Consider the following 20035-nt stretch of genomic DNA (forward strand, 5'->3'; position numbering starts at 1 on the left):
CAATTTTTGCATAGTATCCTTAAAAATGCGTCTTCATTGGTTTAGTATTTTTCTGTTATTAACTGCCGGACTAGTTCTGGTACACTATTTGCCGGCTTGGAAAGATGTAGAGTTTGGCGATGAAATCACATACCTCGGCTCCGGGCTTACTTTTTCCATTCCGTTTAAAGGTGGCGCTCAGTGGGGGCCTCTGTATGCGGCCTGGTACGCATTTTGGCATTTTTTCATTGCTAACAGCTTAAATTTATACTATTTCAATTGGGCACTTTTAAGCATTTTGGCCGGGTTTACCGTTTTTGTTTTCTTACGTTCTTTTGGTACATCTTTGGCAGCAAGCACTTGGGTTACTATTTTATTTTTATTCTCTAACCAGAACTTGCCGCTTAATCCAAAGATATCCATTGCTCCTTTTTGCCTGATCTTAGCGATTGTTTCATTGATACATCTTCGCCCTTGGTCAAATTCCCGTCGATTTCTAGCCATTAGTTTGGGAGGATTATTATGTGCTTATTGCCGTCCTGAATTTTATGTATCCTTTCTGTTCGCGTTCTTATTAGCCGGATTTTGGCTTTGGAAAGAAAAGGCATTGGTTCAACAAAAAACCATGCAGTTGCTTGGTGTTTTTGGGATCGTAGTGATCGGGCTGCATTTGCTGTTTGGCAACCCCCTTTTCACAGGCGATGACAACCGCAGTACAGTAGCGTTTCAGCAGCATTTTGTGGTTAACTATTGCGCTTGGACGCATCAGCCGGAGCCAAGTACCATCAAGGCTCAGTTGGAACTATTTCATAAGGTGTTGGGAGCAAATGTCGATTCACCAACTGACGCTTTGAAAATGCAACCGACTTGGGCTTTTAAGCACATCACTACCAATATTGTAAATACCCTGACTGCCAACCTGAAAAACCTCATTGATATCTTTTATCAAACCGTATTTCGAGGTTGGCACTCGCCTTGGCGAATAGCTGTAGCAGCCGGCATTATTTTGGCGTTCTTACTTCTGATAGACTATAAAACTACGTGGCGCAATCTCCGACAAAAACCGGTCGATTGGTGGGGATTTATGGCTCTGATTGTATTACTTATTCCAACGTTGATCGCTACGGTACTCATTTATCCACGAACTCATTATTTGGTGTTTCACTTAATTTTAGCATTTTGGATCATTGCCTTTTTTATAAATCGTTTGTCATTTCGTACAATAGCGGCATTTAAACCATTCTCGCCGGCATTCCTTAGTCTTTTGTTGTTGTCCATTTTTATTACCATTCGTTTTCCTGAGTATCATCGCATTGCTGCCACTCCAACGGCCGATAATGTTCGATTTGTTACTCAGTTACATCCCAAAGAGCGTCTCCGTGTACTCGAACGAGACTGGTACCGCGTTTTTTTGAAGGAAGAATCTGACTGGATACATGTGGAAGAATATACCGACGGAGATTTTGTCAAATTTGTTCAGCAAAAAAACATCAATTTCATTTTAATGACCCATGATATGCAAAGCTATTTCAGTAAAGATGCGGGCTTTGCTTCATTTCTAAATCAATATAAATCAGAGGGTTTTGTTAAATTGCAAACCAATCCCGAAGGGGACTATCTATTCATCAAACAATCTATTTTATAATGAGGCACCTGCTGTTGTTCTTTGCTTTTCTATCGGTTTCTTCGCTGTTTGCCCAATCTGATTGGGTCAAAGACAATTATACCAAAACCGAATACGACATCGCCATGCGTGATGGTATTAAGCTTCATACCATCGTGTACGCTCCCAAGGATGCCTCTGCGTCCAAATCGTATCCGTTCCTGATGCAACGCACATGCTACAGCGTAGCTCCTTATGGTGAAGGTAAGTTTCCCGGAATTATAGGCCCCAACAAATTCCTGATGCAGGATAAATACATTTTTGTGTATCAGGATGTACGGGGAAGATATTTAAGCGAAGGAACATGGACGAACGTGACGCCGCAGATCGTCAACAAAAGTTCTAAAGAGCAGGTAGATGAATCTTCGGATACGTATGATACTATTGAATGGTTGCTCAAAAATATTCCAAACAATAACGGTCGTGTGGGTCAATGGGGCATCAGCTATCCCGGATTTTATACCGTAGCGGGCGCGTTGAGCCAACACCCGGCTTTGAAAGCATCTTCACCACAGGCGCCTGTATCTGATTTCTTTTTTGAAGATTTTCACCATAACGGTGCTTTTACCCAAGGTTATTTCCTGACTTTTCCGGTATTTGGCATCCAACACCCAAAGCCTACGACCGATAATTGGTTCTTACCTCAATTCATTAATGCCAAAACAAAAGACGGCTACCAATTTAATCTTGACTTGGGGCCTCTCAAAAATTTTGATACGTACTACAAAGATAATTTCTTTTGGCAGGAGCATAAAGATCATCCAAATTATGATGAATTCTGGAAGAAACGCAGCATTATTCCGCACCTTAAAAACGTAAAACATGCCGTAATGACCGTTGGCGGCTGGTTTGATGCCGAAGACCTTTACGGACCGTTGACGGTTTACAAAACCCTGGAACGGAACAATCCCGGGACCTACAATACTTTAGTGATGGGGCCGTTTGGGCACGGGCGCTGGTCGCAGGAAACAGGCCATACGCTTCACAGCAATGTTTATTTTGGCGACAGCGTGGCTACTTTTTATCAACGAGAAATTGAATCAAACTTCTTCCGGCATTTCCTAAAAGGTTCAGGAGACGGCAAAACGGGACTGCCGGATGCTTATATGTTTGATACAGGCAAAAAAGTATGGCAGACCTTTGCACAATGGCCGGCCGCCGCTGCTGAGAAAAAAATGCTTTATTTCCAGGCAGGCGGTAAACTTTCGTTTGAAGCTCCGAAAACAACGCAAGCCTTCAGCGAATACGTAAGTGATCCCCACAAACCCGTCCCTTACATTGAAGACAATACAGCCACAATGGGCTTTTCGCCATTCACTTATATGTCTGAAGATCAACGCTTTGCTGCCCGACGTACGGATGTTCTGGTATTTCAGACAGAACCGCTAACGGAAGATATTACACTGGGTGGTGAAATTATGGCCAAACTCAATTTCAGCACGACGGGTTCTGACGCTGACTTTTTTGTAAAACTGGTAGACGTTTATCCGGGAGAAGAGCCTAATCATGCGTACATGCCCAACAAAAACATCATGTTGAGTAATTACCACCAAATGGTGCGAAGTGAAGTTATGCGGGCGCGTTTCCGTAATTCATTTGAGAAACCGGAGCCGCTCGTGCCAAACAAAATAACCAAACTTGACTTCCGTTTGCAGGATGTTCTGCATACGTTCAAAAAAGGGCATCGTATCCAAATTCAGGTACAAAGTACAGCCTTCCCGCTTTTTGATCGTAATCCTCAAAAATACGTTCCCAATATTTATTTGGCCGACGAAAAAGACTTTATAAAAGCCACTCATAAAGTGTACCATCAGACAGGCGCTTTGAGTGGTGTGGAAATTGAAGTTTTAAAATAAAAAATTATACTTTTTGGTATATTTAAATGCTCGCTAAGTTGGTGATAGCGAGCATTTTTCGTATAAAAATTTGTAATTCAGGATAATTTATACCTATTTTGTATATTACATGACAACGTGAGCACTTTATGATCCCAATCATTCAGTTTAAGCGCTGTTAATGCTTAACATTTACCCTACTTTAGATTGAAATTACCGGCTTCTTTTTCGAATTGCGGATTCGCAATTCGCATCGCTATTTTATCAGCGTGCAGCTATTTTGCTACATGCAACAGGATGTTTGCTCAATCACCTTCACTGGTTGTAAAAACCATTATCTGCCCTAATTTATGTAAAGGAGAAATTGAATACCGCTTGGTATTTGAAGCAATCAACGGTACGGTTTCTACCAATAGAGGTAAAATTCAGAATGATACCATTGTAGGAGTGTTGCCCGAAACCGATTATAAGCTTACTCTCACTTTCACATCCACTAATGCGCAGGTTTCTACACAAATTGTAGACTTACCCGTTTGTGACCCCGTTTTACCGCTTTCTCCGCTTGTGGGAAGCCAAAGTATTTGCAGCGGTACGTCCATCACGCCTTTTACTGCCTTTACCGTCGACGGCGCCACGGTAGATTGGTACGCCCAACCAACAGGCGGCACACCATTGCAAACAGAAACACTCCAATTTACTCCTACGAAAGAAGGCACTTATTACGCTCGGGCGCGGTTTGCGGCAACAGGTTGTACAAGTATTTCATTGACGCCCGTTACGCTGGAAATTAAAAAGGCAGTATGTCCCGTCTTAACCATTAGAAAAGTAAGGAAGTAACGCTTTAGATGACATTAAACCATCTAAAGCTACATGAAAGCCCTCCTTTGCAAACAATACGGCCCGCCCGAGGCCCTCGTCGTGGAAGAATTGCCCGCATTACAACCTGAAAAGAACCAAGTTATTATCTCCATAAAAGCCTGCGGGGTTAATTTTCCCGATACCCTTATTATTCAGGGAAAATATCAATTTAAACCTCCTTTTCCTTTTTCTCCGGGCGGCGAGGCTGCCGGTGTGGTGAAAGAAATCGGCGAAAATGTAAAGCATCTCAAAACAGGCGACAACGTATTTGCCATGCCCGGTTGGGGCGGTTTTGCGGAAGAATTGGCGGTCGATGCCAATCGTGCCTTTAAAATGCCGTCGGGGATGAATTACAACGTGGCAGCCTCACTGATGTATACGTATGGAACGTCATACCATGCGCTCAAAGATCGGGCACAACTCAAAGCAGGAGAAACATTACTGGTACTGGGAGCAGCAGGGGGTGTAGGTTTGGCGGCCGTTAATTTAGGAAAGATCATGGGGGCCAAAGTGATCGCTGCTGCCTCAAGCGATGAAAAGCTGGCACTATGCAAAGAATACGGTGCGGACGTACTCATCAACTATTCCAACGAAGACCTACGCGAAAGTCTCAAAGCACTCGCGGGTACCGGTGTAGACGTTGTATATGACCCGGTCGGAGGCAATTACGCTGAACCGGCCTTACGCGCCATGAATTGGAAAGGTCGGTACCTAGTGGTGGGTTTTGCCGCCGGTCAGATACCCGCCCTGCCCTTCAATTTGGCTTTGCTGAAAGGATGCTCTATTGTGGGTGTATTTTGGGGTGCCTTTGCCGAACGGGAACCTAAAGCCAACTTCCAAAACATCATGGAATTGTTTGAGTTCTACCAAAAAGGAACACTGAAACCATATATCCAAAAAACCTATTCGTTGGCCGAAGCCCCTCAGGCACTAAACGATATGCTTGAGCGACGTGTAATGGGCAAATTGGTGGTGACACCATAACTAAACAAAAAGGCTGCCTCATCAGAGGCAGCCTTTTTGTTTAGTTACTTACTTTGATGTTATGAACTAGTCAACATCCCAGAACAATTTAGTAGCAAATACATCAATTGTACCTTGTGCTTTTACGTTCTCACCATTTGATCCCAACTCAGTGTTAGGATAGAAGAAACGCAAAGGACGCTTAGTTTCACCAATGATCTGGATACTTTGAGGCGTAACCGGCAAGTTGGTTCTTCTGTATTCTGCCCAAGCTTCCAAACCACTAAAGTTAGTCAAAGCGATCCATTTTTGAATGGCAATGGCCGCTAATTTATCAGTTGAAGCATCCCAGTCGTAATTAACGATTTTACTTCCTTTAAATGCTTCAGCTCCGGCTACGTTAGCACCCAACACGCGGAATGATTGCTTAATACCTTCTTCGAAATAAGCTTTAGCCGTACCGGGCAATGTTACGTCACTGTATCTTTGTTTAGCTTCAGACAAAAGGAACTGAACTTCAGACGCCGTCATAAGAATATAAGGGCGGTTATATTCACCTTTTACCAATAAGCTTGGCCCCAAAGAAACCGTGTTTGCCGGTAAGTAGCCTGAGCTGGCTCCAAAAGGGGTTCCTGAGTAATTAGCTGCAACTTCTTTCAGGATACTTACTCCCGGAGTATTACCATTTTCACCACTGTTGGCATAAGCGATTCTCTTCAAACGAAGGGTATCACCTGCGGCTTTGAGACCATCAACAAGAAACTTCGATGGACGTGGGTAATTGTTCAATGCTCTTTTGGCACCGTTTGCGTCATAGCCCCAACGATCATACACAGGATTTAATTTTCCTGCGGTAGCCAAGTAGAACGAAGGACCACCTACACCTACTTCTTCTCCTGTAATAAAACCTGAGCCTTCGCTTACGATCTTGTTAATTTCAGTTTTGATGTAAGCATCTCTTCCCGAAATTTTAGATTGACGAATCAGGATTCTCATTTTAAGCGAATTGGCGAACTGAGCCCATTTTGTAGTATTGCCTTTGAAGATGATATCAGAACCCGCAAAAGCACTGGCAAACGGATTCGCTTTTAAATCCACGATGGCTTCGTCCAATAAGGTGATCAATGATTCATAAATTGCTTTTTGATCATCAAATTTAGGGGCAAGTACATCAGTACCTTTCAATGCATCGGTGTAAGGTACGTTTCCGTACATATCCACTAATTGCTGATAAAGCATAGCTTTCATCACTTTTGCAGGGCCTTTCAGGTACTTTTGGCTATAGCTGTCAGCATTGTTGATCACAAACTGATAATCCTGCAAGTTGTCATAATACCCATCCCAATAGTTGAAATCACCATTGGTAAAGTTATAAGCAAACTGAGTGGTGCTGATGATGTATCCATTTCCCTGCGACCATTGACCTGCCCAGTAGAAACCGACTTCGTTTGAACCTTGAGCGGCACTTGTGCCGGCGATATTCGTTGACGTCGTATTCAAGGCATTGGTAAATACAAAGCTCGGCGACGCAGTAGGCAACGTGTTGGGGTTGGTGTTAATGTCAAAGAATGATTCCTTACAGGCACTGCCAACCAGCGCAACAAAAGCAAATATGAAGAATGATTTTAATTTCATTTTTAGTCAATTATGATGATTACTAAAATTAAAATGTAAGATTAATGTTTACACCGTACTGACGTACCGGAGGAGTTTGGCTGGTGTTGTTGATACCTAAACCGTTACCTGTTGTAAAACTGTACTCAGGGTCAGTATAGAAGTTCATTTTATCAACAATGGTGATCAAATTACGTCCGTATACAGCGATGCTTGCTCCTGAGAAAATCTTGGTCTTAGTCAACAGGCTTTGTGGAACGCTGTAAGAAAGGTTCACATCTCTAAGTTTGATGAACCATGCTTTGTTTACGAAGTTTTCAGAGATATTACGATATTGGTCAACCCACAGAGCGTATTCCGGCTCACGAACTTTAACCGTCGTATTAGGAGTAACTGATCCGTCCGCGTTCAAAATAGCCGAATTCGGGAATATTTGATCTGAGCGGTTATCAGTCCATTTACCTGAACCTGTGAAGGTCATTTGACGTCCTAAGTCACTGTACATGTAGTTTCCGCCACGGTATTCGAAGTTAAAGGTAAAACCGAAATTGCCGTAGTTCATTTTTGAACCCAGACCAATAATATGGCGTGGCAATGTACCTCCTCTTGGTGATAACGTTGTCTGACGCAATGGATAACCTGTTGTAGGACTTACCAAACGGTAGCCTGAACCATCAGGAGCATATTGGTAACCATCTGTTTTCAGCATTGGAAAACGTGAACCTTTGATAACGTTTGTACTGGCATAAGCATAACCACTGACAAAGAATTCATCAATACCGGGATATAGGTCAACCACTTTGTTGTCATTGTATGAATAACGAACGCTGGCATCCCAAGAGAATTTACCTCCTCTGGCAATCAGGTATTTCAATTCAGCCTCATAACCCCAGTTCTTAGTTTCACCTACGTTGATCAAAAGGTTAGAGAAACCGGTAGTGTTTGGCACTTTCACCGTAATTACCTGTCCTTTAGAAGTTTGCGTATAGGCAGATACATCTATGTTAACTCTGTTGTTGAACAATTGGAATTCACCACCAATTTCAGAAGAATAAACGGTTTCAGGTTTCAAGTTGGCATCAGGTAAGGTATTTCCTACCGTCAAACCTACAGTGTTACCGAAAGGAAAGTTAGCACCGTTGTTATACACCAAGTCTAAACCATACAATGGAATGTTATCGTTAGCGTTTTTGTTAACGTTCACCCGCAGTTTTGCATAGTTCAACACGTTGCTTTTGATGCTTGGGAACGCATCAGTTGCGATAAACGAAAGGGCAGCTCCGTAGTATGGATATGACCAGAAGTTCTTAGGACGTGTTGGCTTATAAAACAATGACGTTTGGTCATAACGGAATGTACCGTTCAAGATCAACCAATTTTTGTAGTTAGTGGTTAAGTCAGCATAATAACCAACACGACGTTGTAAGCTGTTAGATTCACTACCGGTCAATTCACCTTGGCGGTTGGCAACGTTATATATTCCCGGTACAACGACTGAGTTTGATCCGATGGTGATTTCTTTCAAATAACGTTGGTACACACTGTGTCCCAAGATCAGTTTATTAGAGAAAGGGCCGAAATCTTTGGTCAATTGAATCTGGAATTCATTGTTCATAACGTTTTCCGTTTTTGAATAATCTTCAACTGATCCTAAGTTATCGGTAATGGCACGATAGATACCCGTACCGTCACCGTCGCGGAAAAATGGTGCAGGTATGAATGATTTCGTTTTGGCCCAGTCAGAATATAAAAACTTACCGGTCGTTTTCTTCTGCGTCCGTGAGTTGTTCATGATACCCAAACGGTTGGTGAACGAAATCCACGGAGCAGCTTTATACGTCAGGTTCAGGTTACCGCTGATGTTGGCATCCTTATATTTCTGACGGTTGTTATCGGCATTGAAATAAGGGTTGTTATAATAATCGTTATAAAAACCGTTAGGGTTAGCAAACTGATTGTTTTGCCAATCGCGCAGATCATTCAATGGCAAGTTAGCAGGTTGGTTAATTACGTCATTGTAGAAATCCGAAGATGTACGATCATAATTTGCCTGAGTATAACTGGCGGTAAAACCGGCCGTCAGTTTATTATATTCGCGAGTCGCTGATAAACGAGCACCTGTACGTTCGCTTTTATCGTTAGGAACAATACCCGCGATTTTCTGATTTTCCAATGACATATAGAACGAGCTGTTTTCGTCGCCGCCCTGTAAGTTCACTTGATTGTTCATTGAGATACCGGTATCAAAGCTATTGCGACGGCCGTTTTTCACCGGAGAATAAGGCAACATATATTGGCCACCGCTTTCGGTAGTACGGCCCTGCATACGGATAGAACCGTCAAATAAGTCACCAAACTGCTGGTTTTCGTATGAACGCCAGTTTTGTTGCGAACGGTAGGCGGGATCAGCGTTGTAACCGGCTGAGCCAAATGCCTGGTAGTAGTGTGAGCCTGAACCGTATTTTTCCTGGAATTGAGGAAGGAAGCTGATCTGCTCAAAGTTAGTACTGTTAGAATATCCTACTTTGATTTTACCTTTAGCGCCTTTTTTAGTAGTAATGATAAGTGCTCCGTTGATACCGGCAGATCCGTACAACGTAGCAGCCTGTCCACCTTTAAGGATAGAAACGCTTTCGATGTCGTTAGGGTTGATCAATGCCAATACGGTAGAAGTAGTTTGCATTCCGTCCAAGATAACCAATGCTTCGTTGTTACCGGTCAATGAACGGAAACCGCGCAATACGATTTTTACCGAAGGGTCAACGCTGTTATTGACGTTGTATACGGCCAAACCGGTCACTTTTCCTGAAAGTGCCTGTGCCAATTGTGGCGAACGACCTACCGTTACATCTTCAGTGCTTACTTTGGAGTAGGCATATCCGATCTCACGTTGGTTCTTGCGAATACCTTGAGCAGTAACCACAACTTCCTGCAACTGAGATGCATCAGGCGTCAATTTTACATTAAGTACGGTTTGAGTACCAACTTCAATTTCCTGAGTAGCAAATCCGATGAAACTGAAAACTAATTTTGTGGTGTTTGTAGGAACTGAAATCTTGTAGCTACCATCCGCCTCAGTCGTTGTTCCACGCGTAGCTCCGCGTAATGTGATGTTCACGCCCGGGAGTGCGGATCCATCATCTGCAGCTGTTACCTTGCCCGTAACGGTGCGATCTTGGGCAAATAACGAGAGGCCACAAAATAGCAAAGCTACTGCGGCCAGCAGTGTAAACCTTTGTTTCATACTTTCGATTTTTAGTTTAGATTGAGAATACTAATTCAAATATACAGCACTACGCATTAATTATATATAGGTATACATACGAAACCGGAAAAAATTGCGACAAAATATACCTTTGTGAGTACAAAATGCCGCTCTTTTGAGTAAAGGAAGCTCGTTTTAAAAAAAATTAAAAAAAAATTAAAATTGCATTATTAGAAGGATTGCGGCAGCCTACCGGTCATACTTATCTTTTCCGCTTTCGTAACGTAAGCCATTTCAGCTGCATTAAATATAGCTATAACAAGCCTGAAAGTCGGTGAATCGTATTGCTCATATAATCCGGGGAGAAATAAAATATTGACTAATGAGCAATCAGCTATTTGTTTTTTTATTTACTTTGTAAAACAAAGTTCTTTTAATCATGAACAATAAATTTTTCCTTCTTGTACTTTTATCAGGTATTGGCACTTCAATGTTGGCAGGGCGTATTGCCATCACGGGTTCATTTGAGCACGCAGGACTGTTTTGGAATTTATTTCTGGCCTGGCTTCCCCTAGGTTGTGCCTACATTACTCGCCAAAGTTGGCGCCGAAATTTGCTGAATCACTATGGTCTTTTGGCAGGAGCCGGTCTATGGTTATTGCTTTTTCCCAATGCACCTTATTTGATCACAGACCTGATCCACTTGAAAGAAGTGCCCGATTATTTATTATGGTATGACTCATTGATGAGTTTTTCTTTCGCTTTGGCGGGCCTGCTTACGGGATTTTATTCAGTTTTGATCATCCATCGGCTGATTGAACAAATTACCAATCGCAGTTTTGCCTGGGTAATTATGGCCTGCTGTTTGATTTTATCCAGTTATGGCGTTTATTTGGGGCGGTTTGGGCGTTGGAACAGTTGGGACGTTCTGACCAATCCTTTCTCTCTTATTCAATACAGTTTGTCAAATCTGCATAATCCAACAGCAATGAAATTGACAATAACGTTTTCATTGGCTATGTTGATTATGTATGCTGCTTTTTGGCTTTATACCTTAAAGGCCAAGAGTCGATAAAATCAACACAGCAAGGCCATCTTTATGAACCTCAGGTAGACAATTATGATTAACGTACGTAAAATGCTTCGAAGTTTTAAGTATGCCACGGATGGGGTCTTCGCATTGTTTAGATACGAAAACAATGCCCGCTTTCATCTTTTGGCGGCTTTAGCAGTAATCGCAGGAGGTATTTTTATAGGATTAAGCTACATTGATTGGATTGTTATTATCATTGTTATTGGAGGTGTTTGGGCCGCAGAAGCTTTTAATACAGCTATTGAAAAACTCTGTGATGTAGTCTCGCCCGGCATCCATCCTCAAATAAAAGCCGTCAAAGACCTGGCCGCTGCCGGGGTATTGGTGATGGCCTGTGCTGCGGCGCTGACCGGAACGGTCATTTTTGGTAAAGCTATTCTAAAACTTTTCTCTTTTACCTTTTAATCATCATGGATTCTCAACAAGATTCTATTCAGGCGCTTACCGAAATCCGAGATTTAATGCAGCGCTCTTCGAAATTCTTATCGCTCAGTGGATTGTCAGGAATTTCGGCAGGTATAACGGCGCTTATTGGAGCATCTGTAGCTTATTTAAGGCTAAAAACCGACGCATTTAATTACGAGAACACCGAACATATGACTGTGCTGACCCGCCGGGATATGATCGAATTTATCCTGATCGACGGCACCATTGTATTGGTGGTTGCGATTCTATCGGGAGTTTTCTTTACCATTCGCAAAGCACGCAAATCAGGGCAAAGCATTTGGAGTCCCATTTCTCAACGTCTTTTAACGAGTTTATTAATTCCTCTCATCACAGGAGGCATTTTTTGTTTGGCGATGTTTTACCGTAATATGTTGTGGGTAAGTTTTCCGGCCACGCTTATTTTCTATGGCTTGGCGCTGCTCAATGCCAGTAAATATACGGTTCGGGACTTGGAATATTTAGGGATCATGGAGGTAATTTTAGGATTGGTTTCCCTATTTTTGACGGGCTATAACCTTTTGGTGTGGGCCTTTGGATTTGGGGTATTACACATTATTTACGGGACACTGATGTATTTTAAATACGAAAGAGGAACCGCCCATTCATAAGGCACTCTTTTACATATAATTATTAACTGATAACGAATGCTCGAACATTTCAACAAGGCCTTTGAAAGTAAAGCGCGGCTGGGAATCATGTCGGTATTGATGGTCAATGAGGAATTAAGTTTTAATGCACTTAAAGAATTGCTCAATCTTACTGACGGGAATCTCGCAACTCACTTACGCGCGCTTGAAGAACAGGGGTATCTAATTGTTCGGAAACAATTTATAGGAAGAAAACCGAATACAACCTACGGTGCCACACCCGAAGGTCGTCTGGCATTTACCAATCACCTTAATGCTTTGGAAGCATTTATTCGTACCGGGCAATACTGATTAAGGTAAATTAAAAATGCCTGACACTTTGGTGTCAGGCATTTTTAATTTCTTTTGAACAACTGCTTATTTCCCCCCAATCGGAATCAAAATCCCAATAGAACCCTGAATGTTACGCACCATTGCTTTTTCGTTGTTATCCAGACTCTTATCATCATTTCCTAAACCATAGTAATAACGACCTTCGATCAACAATTGCGCTCCGCTGCTGCCTAATCCCAGCGCTATTCCTGCACCACCCACGGCACCGTATTCTATGCGAGGATCACCTTTTTCATATTTAAGATCGGATTTTGTCGTTTGCTGATTAAGCGTTGCTTTTGCTTTTCCGTTAAGTCCGTAGCTGCCATAGCCACCGGCATTAATGAAAAACTTGAACGATTCACTCCCCATTGAATACTTAAACAGTACAGGTACTGTAATAGTATTAATGATGGTCTCGCCTGTCAACGTAAGTCCGCCTTGCGAAGCCTTTATTTTTGTACCAATTTGTGAATAAAGAATTTCGGGTTGTACCGAAAACGCTTTCCCTCCAAAACTCAGAATCAAGCCGCCGTGATACCCCAAAATAGGATCCAGCGTACCACCGGAATTTGCCTGTGAAGAAGGAAGCGAGTAATTACAATAATTTGCCCCTCCCCGTAAACCTACCTTAAACTTAAATCCACCTTCTTCTGCCGGAGCTTTGGGTGCTGACGGTGCCGGAGCAGGCTTCTGAGCAGTTTGAGGCTTTGGAGTGGCAGTTTGCGGTTTTGTGGTCGTTTTGGACGGTTGAGCAGCAGGTTTCTTGTTATTTCCATGCAGTTTATCATACTGCTCCTGCATACTCTGGGTTGGCTGCGATTGAGCAGGTTTTGCCGGCGTAGCCTGTGCCTGAAGGTGATTGACAGCAGCGCTTGCTAAAAAAGCTGCACAAAAGATCCGAGTAAGGAGTTTGTTCATAAAAATGTATGGGTTGCAGTACAATTTGTAAATTAACGGTTTTAGATGCACAAAATTCGATTCTTATTTTCTTTTTTTTTAAGGTGATACTACTTTTTTAGTGTAGGTGTTTCTACGTGTTTTTACTCAAAACGTACTCGTATCAAAATTTTATCCGGCACCTTTTGCCCGTTCCGTATGCTTGGCTCCCACGAATCACCATTTTTGATGATACGTATTGCCTCTTCAAAAAGCCCCGCATCTGCTTTCTTCATTTTTTCAAAATTGCCAGGCTCTCCCGAAGTGGTCAGCACAAAAGAAAGACTGACGTCTCCTCTCGGTGATTGAGGATGTTGGGCAATGTAGGCTTTAGCAGCATTTTCAAGGTACTTTTTATACTTTTTCCATCCGTTTTTAGGCCCCGCTTCCCGTGTCTTTATTTTAGAACTTTCCTGACCGGCAACTACTACAATTTCACTTAATGCCTGTCTGTCTTCTTTTAATACAATAGGCGTAATAACTGAATCTTTGACGGTAAGCTGCGTTTGTTCGTACCCTACTGAAGATATCGTAATTTCGTCACCTTTACGAACATTGGGCAGCACAAAATTACCTCCTGCATCGGTGCTTACTCCCGACGATTGGTTTTTAAGCTGAAGCACAACTCCCGCTAATGCCTGTTGGTTATCGGTCAGTACTTTTCCCCGCAGTGTAAAAACACCTGCTTTACCCGCACCGAAAGCACTTCTTTTAGCTAAAGCCGCCACAGGCGCTGCCGAAATATTATCAGGTGCTTTCGTTTTAGCAACCACATGTTGGGCCGAATCCGGTGGACGTGCGCCGGCCGGAGCTATAACTGCGTCAGCTACCGGCGATTCGCTTCTTTTTTCTTCAAGTACCAACGTTGGCGCAGGCTTCTCTACCTGCGGCGTCGATTCTGCCACTGCATCGGCCTGAGGCTGAGGTGGTGAAGCAGTTATAGGAGGAGATGGCTCAGGAGTCGCCACTTTAGGAGATAAGAGTTGAGGCGGCTGATTATCTGCTGCAACCGGTGCAGATTCCGGTTGAATAACAGGCGGAGTTTGTTGAAGGGCAATCGTAGACGAGGTCTTCATGGATAACTCTTCCTTTTGAGTCAGCCACCGGCCCAACCCTGCCGCAATGATGATTACTGCCGCTGATGCGTAATAAAAAGGCACTAACCTTTGCTCATTCTTTCGTATTCTTTTATTGAGTTTTTGGCTTAATTCTTTTAAAGCTGTTTCTTCATCAACGTTTGCATTTTTTAACGCCTGCAAACCCTCAAGCATATCATCAATTTGCTTGTTTTGCAAGGCAGCTTTTTCTACATGATATTGCTCCGCAGGAGATAATTCCCCGGCTACGTAGCGGCGCAACTGCTCATTGGAAGGTTCGATGTATTTTTGACGTTTAGCCATGTTGTTTGCCCTCCATGCACAGTTTCAGGTTCCGTTTGCCGTTTTGGAGATAACTTTTGACTTTGGTGATTGCAAAACCTGTCTGTTCGGCAATCTGTTGGTAACATAATTGTTGAAAATAAAATAACTCCACGCTACGTCGTTGCTCCTGCGCAAGGGTTTGCAAACAATCTCCCAGATCGGAAAGCTGACTATCTATTTCCCAATTTTCTTTTTCGGGAGACTCCGCGACAAAATTTTCAAAAGCTTCATTTTCAAAAATGCCTTCATCTCCCACCACTACGCGTTTTTGACGGAGTTGCATCAGGCAATGATTCCGCGCTACACTGTGCAGCCAAGATTTAAAATTTTGAACTTCGTGCGTTTTTAAGTCCGTGATCAATTGCTCAAAAATCTGCATTACCGCGTCTTTTGCTTCATCTTCTTCACCCATGTACTTGAAGCACACCGCAAAAACCATATCCATGTGTCGCTCATACAACTCCCCCAGACCTGCCAAATCGCCCGTACGGCGGTATTCCGAGAGGTACTCGGCATCGGTGAGCGCGGTTTTACGACGAAATATTTTTAGAAACAAGCGATAAAGATGTTAAAACCGAGAAATGATAAACTGAAAAATAATAAACCGAAAAATATAGAATGTAAAAGTCAGAACCATAATGAGCATTTTCATGAAAGGTGTTTTTAAAACGCTTCTGACTATAGATGCTGTCTGTTTATTTATTCCACAAAAAAAGTTTAAAAATTTTTATGGAATCCTTGCGCCTCGTGCATCCAATGGTTGAAACTAAAGAATTACAACCATGAAAACAAAACTCTTTTGCCTGATTTTTAGTGCATTGACACTTTACGCTTGCGCTCAATCTACTCCTGTTACTGTCACAGGAACTGTTTCGGAAGAAGGCACCAAAGTACCGCTTGCGGGAGTACGTGTGACCGTCAAAAATACGAAGAAAGGCACCGTTACCGACGCAAAAGGCCATTACTCCATCTATGCCAAAACGGACGACAGGCTCACTTTTTCATTTGTAGGCTATCAGGGTGAAGAACGCAGAATCGGCAAAGATTCTGTCATTCATATTTTCCTGAAAGTAGCGTACGAAATGCTTCAGGAAGTAGTGGTAGCTGCCGGCAAACCCGCTTCTTCTGCCAAGATCAGGGCAAATACTACGCAAACGTTTGCTGCACAGATGCCGGCGATGATGTATGATATGGAGCATAGTGCCGAAGAGTATAAATCATTGAACGAAAATATTTTCCACGATGCGAAAAAGAATCCGTTGACCACCTTTTCGGTGGATGTGGATCGTGCTGCTTACAGCAATGTTCGTCGAATGCTCAATTTGGGCCAATTTCCGCAACGGGATGTGGTGCGCATTGAAGAAATGGTCAACTATTTTGAGTATGATTATCCACAACCTAAAGGAGAACATCCCGTAGCTATTCAAACCGAGATTTCGGATTCACCCTGGAACAAAGGACTGAAATTGATTCACATCGGTCTGCAAGCCAAAACCATTCCGACCGATAATCTGCCCGCTTCCAATCTGGTCTTTTTAGTGGATGTGTCAGGTTCTATGAATCAGGCCAATAAACTGCCGTTGGTCAAAGAAGCATTCAAGCTGCTTGTTGACCAACTTCGTCCCAACGACCGAGTAGCCATTGTGGTCTATGCCGGAGCGGCGGGAACAGTCTTGTCTTCAACGCCCGGCAATCAGACGGCTACCATCAAAGATGCACTTGACAAACTCAGCGCGGGCGGCTCTACAGCAGGCGGAGAAGGCATCAAACTGGCTTACAAAATTGCACAGGAGAATTTTATCAAAGGCGGCAATAACCGCGTGATTTTAGCCAGCGACGGTGATTTTAACGTCGGTGTTTCAAGCGAAGGCGAATTGCAGCAGATTGTGGAAGAAAAACGCAAAAGCGGCGTGTATTTCAGCGTATTGGGCTTTGGAATGGGCAATTACAAAGACAATAAAATGGAAACGATCGCCGACAAAGGCAACGGCAATTATGCTTACATCGACAATTTGCAGGAAGCACAAAAAGTGTTTGTGCATGAGTTTGGTGGAACGCTTTTCACAGTTGCCAAAGATGTAAAGCTACAGTTGGAATTCAATCCCAAATTTGTGAAAGGCTACCGCCTCATCGGCTACGAAAATCGGATGCTCAAAAACGAGGACTTTCACGATGACAAAAAAGATGCGGGCGAAATGGGCAGCGGACATACCGTAACCGCACTCTATGAGATCATTCCTGCCGGCGTAGAAAGTGCTTATCTGGCCAAAGTTGATGACTTGAAATACCAAAAGCCGACCGAGACAGCCAACAATTCAGCTTCAGATGAAGTATTAACGATCAAGTTGCGCTACAAACAACCCGACAGCGAAGTCAGTAAATTGTTTGAAGTTCCGGTACGCGATACCCATACGCCTTTTGCACGTACTTCCGCTAACTTCCGGTTTGCCACGGCCGTAGCCGAATGGGGATTGCTGTTACGCAAATCTGAATTTAAAGGAGCCGCCACTTACGAGCAGGTGATTCAAACAGCACAGAACGCTTTGGCGAAAGACCCGGAAGGATACCGTTCTGAATTTATACGATTGGTAAAATTAGCGCAGTCGTTGGATAAAAAAGAAGGAATTGCCCAAAAAGACGAGTAAAACAAAACACAAAAAACCCTGCAAAAGCGCTAGTTATCAACATTTTATGTGGATAACTAGTCGCCTTTGTGGATTAACTACTCTACACTTACCTTTACTACTATCCTACAGTTAATATTATAAGAATCTTATAAATCGGAACCGCCTGCACTAACAACTAACTAGCGAAGTGTTCCGGTACTTGGGCTGTACTTTCCTAAAGGGAAACTTAAGCCTACATTGATGCCCCATGAACGATTGTGAACATCATCAACAGTATTCATCACTTGTGCAAGACCCAAATTATAGCGTAAATCTGCATTTAGCCACACTTTACGGCTCAAGGAATAATTAAATCCCAAGCCCATCGCAGCCCCGGCATCTACGCCTTTGTAAGGACGAGTGCTTCCTTCCGGATTGATCGATATACCGCTTTCATTGGTGGCTTTTGCCAAAAAACCAATGTATGGCCCAAGCATCAATTTTGGTCGGAACTGATTACCACGCCCATTGAGATAATACGTTCCCATGATCGGGATTTGGATATAATCCAAGTGACCTTTAGAAGCTCCATTCGATGACTGGCCTCCGATTCTTGAATACAGAATCTGACCATTGACGCCAAATCGGCTTTCGCCGCTATAATTAATAAAAATCCCGGCGGTAGCTCCTGTTTTCCAATCATTATAGATTTGATTTCCCGTTAACTTCGAAAAATTTACCCCTACAATGGGGCCAAAGGAGACGTTTTCCTGAGCAATGGCTTTGCCGTAAGAAAATGCAGACAAAATGGATAAAATAACAAATACCTTTTTCATTGTGGTGGAAATTGAAAGTGTTAAAATGACTGATGTACCTATCACAAAAGTCATACTTGCCCCGATAAGCACGAAAAAAGTCCATACATGAGGATAAAATTCCCCATATATGGACTCCGGCAGCTTTTTTAGTGAGAAAAATTACTTAGGAATTGTCGGTCTTACCTCAATTTTGCTTGGCAACGTACGAGGATTCATTTTGAGTAGATCGGCTACGATCTGACCAATATCTTCGGGCTGAATTTTCCAGGCGTCTCTTTCCGAAGGTTCATGATTGTTAAAATACGTAGCCACCGAACCCGGCATGATGGTCGTTACTTTGATGCCATCGTTGCGCACATCAAGCATGACAGCCTGACTAAAACCAACCAATCCGAATTTGCTGGCATTGTAGGCCGAACCATTGGCAAAAAAGTTTGTTCCTGCCAAGCTTGCCACGGTAATAATGTACCCTTTCGATTTTTTCAACGCGGGCAACGCGGCCTTTACGCTGTAAAATACCCCCGTGAGGTTAATGTCTATCGTTTCCTGCCATTGTTCCACCGTGAGAGATTCAATTGGCGCAAAATGCCCAACGCCGGCATTGGCAACCAATACATCCAAACCACCCCATTTTTCAATCACCTGATTGACGGCATTTTGTTGTGAGTCAAAATCACGCACATCTGCCACAATCCCCAACGCGCAGTCTTCTTTGACCTGATTCAATTGCTGAATTGCATCCTGTAAAGTTTCTTCATTTCTTCCTGTAACGGCAACTCGGAATCCTTCATTAATTAATACTTGGGCAATGCCAAAGCCAATCCCCTTTGTTCCACCGGTTATCAGTGCTGTTTTGTATTTTAGTGCCATATAATAGAAATAGTTTTACGTTTAAAGGTAATAATCGATTCAATTACCATAGTTTTGGCAAAAGCATGGGCACCCGCCGGCGGTAGTCCCGATAAGCATTCCCAAACTCGGCCAAAAGTTTTCGTTCTTCAAAGTAAATACCAATCAAGGTATAAATCGTTACGCAGGCAGCCATAATCATCGTACGCAACAGCGAATCTGACAAAAAAAGCCCCCAAACAAATAATATGGTACCTGTATAGATCGGATGCCGAACGTAGTGCAGCAAACCATCTGTTTTGAGCGTACCGGAGCCGGCACTTGCATCACGCGGCGAAAAGGCTAAACCCGAAAATTCTTTTACGTTATAGCCTGCAATGGCAAACACTACAATAGCCAACCCGCCAAATTTCAGGACACCTCCCACAACATGGACTCGCCAATCAAACATCCATAATGGTTGTTCCGGAAGATCGAATTGGTAAACGATAATACCTGACAAAAATACAACCGCCAATACATTGTATATCAGTCGATAATAACGATAAACTGTCCCTATCTTTTGTTCAAAGAACAGCTTTACACGGTTATTAGCCAAGACGCTGTGAAGCGCTCCATAAGCAAACCACAAAAAAATTTGCAGTAAATATAAAATCATTACGCAATTGCCGATTATGGATTTAAAAGGAATCAGTTGATGATATACTTTATGTAATCTCAAAATCCCTAAAGTGTTTATAAAGATAAGAGGAAATCATGCGATTTTGAATGTTGGTAAAAGAATCA

Annotated in this window: 17 protein-coding genes; 9 read left to right on the forward strand and 8 right to left on the reverse strand. The window is 42.9% G+C overall.

All coding sequences use genetic code 11. The features are described from left to right. Positions 1-25 precede the first annotated feature (25 nt). From ACQY73_RS15990 to ACQY73_RS16005, 4 genes are all read left to right on the forward strand, one after another. A complete protein-coding gene (locus ACQY73_RS15990) occupies positions 26-1624 on the forward strand; it encodes a hypothetical protein (protein ID WP_428667844.1) in 1599 nt (532 codons plus the stop codon). Next, positions 1624-3498 carry a CocE/NonD family hydrolase gene (locus ACQY73_RS15995; protein WP_428667846.1) on the forward strand — a complete coding sequence of 625 codons (1875 nt, stop codon included), beginning with the start codon at positions 1624-1626 and terminating at the stop codon, positions 3496-3498. The genes ACQY73_RS15990 and ACQY73_RS15995 overlap by 1 nt, the downstream gene beginning before the upstream one ends. A gap of 276 nt (positions 3499-3774) precedes the next feature. After that, the gene (locus ACQY73_RS16000; protein WP_428667848.1) at positions 3775-4314 is read left to right on the forward strand and encodes an immunoglobulin domain-containing protein; all 540 of its coding nucleotides are present in this window, start codon (positions 3775-3777) and stop codon (positions 4312-4314) included. A 33-nt stretch (positions 4315-4347) separates the two neighbouring features. Beyond that, a complete protein-coding gene (locus ACQY73_RS16005; RefSeq protein WP_428667850.1) occupies positions 4348-5319 on the forward strand; it encodes an NADPH:quinone oxidoreductase family protein in 972 nt (323 codons plus the stop codon). A gap of 66 nt (positions 5320-5385) precedes the next feature. Here ACQY73_RS16005 and ACQY73_RS16010 read toward each other — a convergent pair whose 3' ends face one another. Both ACQY73_RS16010 and ACQY73_RS16015 read right to left on the reverse strand, forming a co-directional pair. Then, a complete protein-coding gene (locus tag ACQY73_RS16010) occupies positions 5386-6933 on the reverse strand; it encodes a SusD/RagB family nutrient-binding outer membrane lipoprotein (RefSeq protein ID WP_428667852.1) in 1548 nt (515 codons plus the stop codon). Positions 6934-6961: 28 nt separating this feature from the next. Then, the gene (locus tag ACQY73_RS16015; RefSeq protein WP_428667854.1) at positions 6962-10156 is read right to left on the reverse strand and encodes a SusC/RagA family TonB-linked outer membrane protein; all 3195 of its coding nucleotides are present in this window, start codon (positions 10154-10156) and stop codon (positions 6962-6964) included. A 400-nt stretch (positions 10157-10556) separates the two neighbouring features. Here ACQY73_RS16015 and ACQY73_RS16020 point away from each other — a divergent pair, with 400 nt between their 5' ends. The 4 genes from ACQY73_RS16020 to ACQY73_RS16035 all read left to right on the forward strand — a co-directional run bounded on the left by ACQY73_RS16020 (position 10557) and on the right by ACQY73_RS16035 (position 12595). Continuing rightward, positions 10557-11192 (forward strand): DUF1361 domain-containing protein, encoded by a 636-nt coding sequence (locus ACQY73_RS16020; RefSeq protein ID WP_428667856.1) that lies wholly within the window; start codon positions 10557-10559, stop codon positions 11190-11192. Positions 11193-11255: 63 nt separating this feature from the next. Further along, entirely contained in the window at positions 11256-11615 is a 360-nt protein-coding gene (locus tag ACQY73_RS16025; protein ID WP_428667858.1) for a diacylglycerol kinase family protein, read from the forward strand. Between the two features lie 5 nt (positions 11616-11620). Next, on the forward strand, positions 11621-12265 hold the full coding sequence (locus tag ACQY73_RS16030) for a hypothetical protein (protein WP_428667860.1): 645 nt from the start codon (positions 11621-11623) through the stop codon (positions 12263-12265). Between the two features lie 36 nt (positions 12266-12301). Further along, on the forward strand, positions 12302-12595 hold the full coding sequence (locus ACQY73_RS16035) for a winged helix-turn-helix domain-containing protein (RefSeq protein WP_428667862.1): 294 nt from the start codon (positions 12302-12304) through the stop codon (positions 12593-12595). A gap of 66 nt (positions 12596-12661) precedes the next feature. Here ACQY73_RS16035 and ACQY73_RS16040 read toward each other — a convergent pair whose 3' ends face one another. The 3 genes from ACQY73_RS16040 to ACQY73_RS16050 all read right to left on the reverse strand — a co-directional run bounded on the left by ACQY73_RS16040 (position 12662) and on the right by ACQY73_RS16050 (position 15532). Beyond that, entirely contained in the window at positions 12662-13537 is an 876-nt protein-coding gene (locus ACQY73_RS16040; protein ID WP_428667864.1) for a porin family protein, read from the reverse strand. Between the two features lie 122 nt (positions 13538-13659). Continuing rightward, complete coding sequence (locus ACQY73_RS16045; protein ID WP_428667866.1) at positions 13660-14955, reverse strand: carboxypeptidase-like regulatory domain-containing protein; 1296 nt, start codon at positions 14953-14955, stop codon at positions 13660-13662. Then, positions 14948-15532, reverse strand: a complete 585-nt coding sequence (locus tag ACQY73_RS16050) for an RNA polymerase sigma factor (protein WP_428667868.1) — start codon at positions 15530-15532, stop codon at positions 14948-14950. Before ACQY73_RS16050 ends, ACQY73_RS16045 begins: the two co-directional genes overlap by 8 nt. A gap of 226 nt (positions 15533-15758) precedes the next feature. Between ACQY73_RS16050 and ACQY73_RS16055 the strand changes: the two genes are divergently transcribed. Further along, complete coding sequence (locus ACQY73_RS16055) at positions 15759-17621, forward strand: YfbK domain-containing protein (protein WP_428667870.1); 1863 nt, start codon at positions 15759-15761, stop codon at positions 17619-17621. 161 nt (positions 17622-17782) lie between these two features. On the opposite strand, the gene ACQY73_RS16060 is transcribed toward ACQY73_RS16055, so the two are convergent. The 3 genes from ACQY73_RS16060 to ACQY73_RS16070 all read right to left on the reverse strand — a co-directional run bounded on the left by ACQY73_RS16060 (position 17783) and on the right by ACQY73_RS16070 (position 19907). Next, positions 17783-18418 (reverse strand): porin family protein, encoded by a 636-nt coding sequence (locus ACQY73_RS16060; RefSeq protein ID WP_428667872.1) that lies wholly within the window; start codon positions 18416-18418, stop codon positions 17783-17785. Between the two features lie 141 nt (positions 18419-18559). Continuing rightward, positions 18560-19270: an SDR family oxidoreductase gene (locus ACQY73_RS16065; protein WP_428667874.1), complete on the reverse strand. Its 711-nt coding sequence runs from the start codon at positions 19268-19270 to the stop codon at positions 18560-18562. A 43-nt stretch (positions 19271-19313) separates the two neighbouring features. Continuing rightward, on the reverse strand, positions 19314-19907 hold the full coding sequence (locus ACQY73_RS16070) for a methyltransferase family protein (RefSeq protein ID WP_428667876.1): 594 nt from the start codon (positions 19905-19907) through the stop codon (positions 19314-19316). Positions 19908-20035 lie beyond the last annotated feature (128 nt).

It is taken from the genome of Runella sp. (assembly GCF_965279615.1).
Taxonomy (GTDB): Bacteria; Bacteroidota; Bacteroidia; order Cytophagales; family Spirosomataceae; genus Runella.

Bases quoted from the DNA above. Each gene is read 5' to 3' on its own strand.
- ACQY73_RS15990 (WP_428667844.1), top strand. From the start codon at position 26: ATGCGTCTTCATTGGTTTAGTATTTTTCTGTTATTAACTGCCGGACTA.
- ACQY73_RS15995 (WP_428667846.1), top strand. From the start codon at position 1,624: ATGAGGCACCTGCTGTTGTTCTTTGCTTTTCTATCGGTTTCTTCGCTG.
- ACQY73_RS16000 (WP_428667848.1), top strand. From the start codon at position 3,775: ATGTTTGCTCAATCACCTTCACTGGTTGTAAAAACCATTATCTGCCCT.
- ACQY73_RS16005 (WP_428667850.1), top strand. From the start codon at position 4,348: ATGAAAGCCCTCCTTTGCAAACAATACGGCCCGCCCGAGGCCCTCGTC.
- ACQY73_RS16010 (WP_428667852.1), bottom strand. From the start codon at position 6,933: ATGAAATTAAAATCATTCTTCATATTTGCTTTTGTTGCGCTGGTTGGC.
- ACQY73_RS16015 (WP_428667854.1), bottom strand. From the start codon at position 10,156: ATGAAACAAAGGTTTACACTGCTGGCCGCAGTAGCTTTGCTATTTTGT.
- ACQY73_RS16020 (WP_428667856.1), top strand. From the start codon at position 10,557: ATGAACAATAAATTTTTCCTTCTTGTACTTTTATCAGGTATTGGCACT.
- ACQY73_RS16025 (WP_428667858.1), top strand. From the start codon at position 11,256: ATGCTTCGAAGTTTTAAGTATGCCACGGATGGGGTCTTCGCATTGTTT.
- ACQY73_RS16030 (WP_428667860.1), top strand. From the start codon at position 11,621: ATGGATTCTCAACAAGATTCTATTCAGGCGCTTACCGAAATCCGAGAT.
- ACQY73_RS16035 (WP_428667862.1), top strand. From the start codon at position 12,302: ATGCTCGAACATTTCAACAAGGCCTTTGAAAGTAAAGCGCGGCTGGGA.
- ACQY73_RS16040 (WP_428667864.1), bottom strand. From the start codon at position 13,537: ATGAACAAACTCCTTACTCGGATCTTTTGTGCAGCTTTTTTAGCAAGC.
- ACQY73_RS16045 (WP_428667866.1), bottom strand. From the start codon at position 14,955: ATGGCTAAACGTCAAAAATACATCGAACCTTCCAATGAGCAGTTGCGC.
- ACQY73_RS16055 (WP_428667870.1), top strand. From the start codon at position 15,759: ATGAAAACAAAACTCTTTTGCCTGATTTTTAGTGCATTGACACTTTAC.
- ACQY73_RS16060 (WP_428667872.1), bottom strand. From the start codon at position 18,418: ATGAAAAAGGTATTTGTTATTTTATCCATTTTGTCTGCATTTTCTTAC.
- ACQY73_RS16065 (WP_428667874.1), bottom strand. From the start codon at position 19,270: ATGGCACTAAAATACAAAACAGCACTGATAACCGGTGGAACAAAGGGG.
- ACQY73_RS16070 (WP_428667876.1), bottom strand. From the start codon at position 19,907: ATGATTTTATATTTACTGCAAATTTTTTTGTGGTTTGCTTATGGAGCG.